Raw genomic sequence first — 3,186 nt, forward strand, 5'->3', positions numbered from 1 at the left:
CGACTATGGCCGGCTCCGCCTCACCCAGCGCACCGATCCGCGCGGCTACGATTATTTCTGGTTCGGCCTCGGGCCCATGATCGAGACTCCGAGCCATTCCACGGACCTCGAGGCGATCGCCGACGGTTATGTCGCGGTGACTCCGCTCCACCTCGATCTCACCCACGGGCCGTCCCTTGGAAGGCTTGCCGGGCTCTACCCATGATGCGGTACAAGCGCCCTCGCGGTCCCGACCGGGTGACGCTGCGACGGAACAGCCCTCTTCCGATCTGGGCGCAGATCGGGTGGCGTGTGGCGCTGGTCCTCGGCCTGCTGCTGCTTGCGGTGGCGATCCACTGGCTGGAGCGCGGGGGGCTCAAGGACAGCTTCGACGGCCATGTCAGCTTCCTCGACGTCATCTATTTCACGATGATCAGCATCACGACCACGGGCTATGGCGACATCGTTCCAACCAGCGACCGGGCGCGCATGTTCGACGCGTTCGTCGTCACCCCGATCCGGATCTTCTTCGTGCTGATCTTCATCGGCACGGCCTACACCTTCGTCTTCCGACGCACATGGGACAGATGGCGCATGGAACGCATTCAGCAGAACCTTTCCAACCACATCATCATCGCCGGCTTCGGCACCAGCGGCGCGGAGGCCCTGGACGAGCTTCTCGCCCGCGGAGCCGGTCCGCAGGAGATCGTCGTCATTGATCCCAACCCCGAAGCGCTCGAGCGCCCGCAGTCGCTCGGCTGCGCGGTGGTCGAGGCCGACGCCACGCGCGACAAGACGCTGCAGGCGGTCCGGATCGCCGAGGCGCAGGCGATGATCGTGTCGGCCGGCCGCGACGACACCGCAATCCTCATCACCCTCACCGCCCGGCACCTCGCACCGGAGCTCAAGATCAGCGTCGCCGTCCGCAATGAAGACAATGAGCTGCTCGCCCGCCAGGCCGGCGCAACCACGGTGATCAATCCGGTGAGCTTCGCCGGGCTCCTGCTCGCCGGCTCCACCCATGGAGCGCACATCTCGGACTATATCGCCGACCTCGCCTCCAGCCACGGCCGGGTCAGGCTCTCGGAGCGGGAAATCCGTCCCGACGAATGCGGCAAGCCCCTTTCCGCCCTCGCCAAGGGGCTCGGCGTCCGCGTCTACCGGGGCGGCAAGCCCTACGGCTTCTGGGAGGCCGAAGCCCGCGCTCTGATGCCCGGCGACTGGATCGTCGAAATCCTTCCCACCAAGGAGCGCGAAGCGGACCTCGGCTGATCCTCCTCTAGCCGCCGCAACCCCCGCAGCCGCCGCCGCAACCCGAGCCGCAGCCGCCACCTCCCTCGCCGCAACCGCCTCCATCGATGCCGGTGCCGCCGCAGCCGCCTCCCGACCCGTCATCTTTCCTGCGAGCCGCTTTGACGGAAGCGAGGACTGCCACGATCAGCACCATGACGAGCACTGCGCCCATGAACGTCGTGAAGTTCACGCTACCGCCACCGCCATCGGCGCCGGTGAGGATTGAGCAGGCGGCGACCAGGCCCGAGCCGGCAGCCACCGCTCCCCGGCCCGGCAGCGCTTTCGGCACCAGCCAGTAGCGGGAAACGTCCACGCGTACCTGGCGGCCCCGGAACCGATCGCTCGGCGCTGGCCAAATGGCAGCTGGAGGCTCCTCGCCGAAGATCTTCCGATAGCGCCCGAGAGTATCCGAATATTGCTTCCGGTAGCGGGCGCCTTCCGCCTCGCCGCCCGCGGTCGGGCCGTGGTGCAGCGGCCGCTTCAGGATCTCACCGCAAAGCACGCCCCAATAATGGCGGGTGTAAGCGAGGTGCAGGTGCCACGCCTGGTCGACCTCGTCCGAAGGGGTCACCGCCTGCTCTCCCGTCGCCGCGAGGTAGAGGAAGCGGCGATATTCGTGGAGGACCGCACGTGCGTAGCCGCGGCTCCAGCCATTTTCCCTTGCAAGCCGGGCCTCAAAGCTCAGGGCAGCCCCTTCGGGCTCGATGCGCATGCCTTCAAGTGCCTGCCAAAGCTCTGTTGAATGCCAATCCGCCTCGATTGCGGCGACGGCGGACATCTGTCTCTCAACTGCCATTTCATCTCTCCTCGATGGAGTTCGACTCGGCAGTATCGATCTTATCTCTACTATATTACTAGACAATGACATGACGCGGAGTTCGGCGTTCGCGCTGCCCCTAGGAAAATCAGGCGTTTGCCACTATGTGGGCGCCTCCCATGGCAACGATACTTCCCTCACCGCCCAAGGTCGGCATGGTTTCGCTCGGCTGTCCGAAAAACCTCGTCGATTCCGAGCGCATCCTCACCAAGCTGAGGTCGGACGGCTACCAGATGTCGCCCGATTATGCGGGCGCGGACGTCGTGCTGGTCAACACCTGCGGCTTCCTAGACAGCGCCAAGGAGGAGAGCCTCGAGGCGATCGGGGAAGCGATCGCCGAAAACGGCCGAGTCATCGTCACCGGCTGCATGGGCAAGGAAGCCGAAGTGATCCGCGACCGCTTCCCGCAGGTGCTCGCGGTCACCGGCGCGCATCAATATGAGCAGGTGGTCGGCGCGGTGCACGAGGCGGCGCCGATGCCGCCGAGCGCGTTCCTGAACCTCGTGCCGGAGGGCGGCCTCAAGCTCACGCCCCGCCACTACAGCTATTTGAAGATCTCCGAGGGCTGCAACCACCGCTGCGCCTTCTGCATCATTCCTTCGCTCCGCGGCGACCTCGTCAGCCGCCGCCCCGACGCGATCCTTCGCGAGGCGGAGAAGCTGATCGCCGCCGGTACGAAGGAGCTGCTCGTCATCAGCCAGGACACTTCGGCTTACGGTGTCGACATCCGCCACCAGCCGCGGCCTTGGAAAGGCGGCGAAGTCCGCGCGCACATGACGGACCTTGCACGCGAACTCGGGCGCCTCGGCGCCTGGGTGCGGCTGCACTATGTCTATCCCTACCCGCACGTCGATCAGGTCATTCCGCTGATGGCCGAGGGACTGGTGCTCCCCTATCTCGACATCCCCTTCCAGCATGCCTCCCCGTCCGTGCTCAAGGCGATGAAGCGACCGGCGAACCAGGTGAAGGTGCTGGAGCGCCTCCGCGTCTGGCGCGAGATCTGCCCCGACATCGCGATCCGCTCCTCCTTCGTCGTCGGCTTCCCCGGCGAGACCGAGGCCGATTTCGAATATCTGCTCGAATGGCTGGACGAGGCG

At 65.9% G+C, this 3,186-nt stretch carries 3 protein-coding genes and 1 pseudogene; 3 read left to right on the forward strand and 1 reads right to left on the reverse strand.

Annotated elements, in window-relative coordinates; genetic code table 11:
- Positions 1 to 205: pseudogene (locus VF662_RS02600) on the forward strand (5'/3'-nucleotidase SurE); the annotation flags it as partial.
- On the forward strand, positions 202 to 1,251 hold the full coding sequence (locus tag VF662_RS02605; protein ID WP_464137371.1) for a potassium channel family protein: 1,050 nt from the start codon (positions 202 to 204) through the stop codon (positions 1,249 to 1,251). The pseudogene VF662_RS02600 and the gene VF662_RS02605, both read left to right, overlap by 4 nt.
- Positions 1,252 to 1,258: 7 nt before the next feature.
- Here VF662_RS02605 and VF662_RS02610 read toward each other — a convergent pair whose 3' ends face one another.
- Entirely contained in the window at positions 1,259 to 2,068 is an 810-nt protein-coding gene (locus VF662_RS02610) for a glycine-rich domain-containing protein (protein WP_464137374.1), read from the reverse strand.
- Positions 2,069 to 2,208: 140 nt separating this feature from the next.
- Between VF662_RS02610 and rimO the strand changes: the two genes are divergently transcribed.
- A partial coding sequence (gene rimO / locus VF662_RS02615) for a 30S ribosomal protein S12 methylthiotransferase RimO (protein WP_464137376.1) occupies positions 2,209 to 3,186 on the forward strand: 978 nt, incomplete at its 3' end.

It is taken from the genome of Allosphingosinicella sp. (assembly GCF_036387215.1).
In the GTDB taxonomy this organism is placed as follows: Bacteria; Pseudomonadota; Alphaproteobacteria; order Sphingomonadales; family Sphingomonadaceae; genus Allosphingosinicella.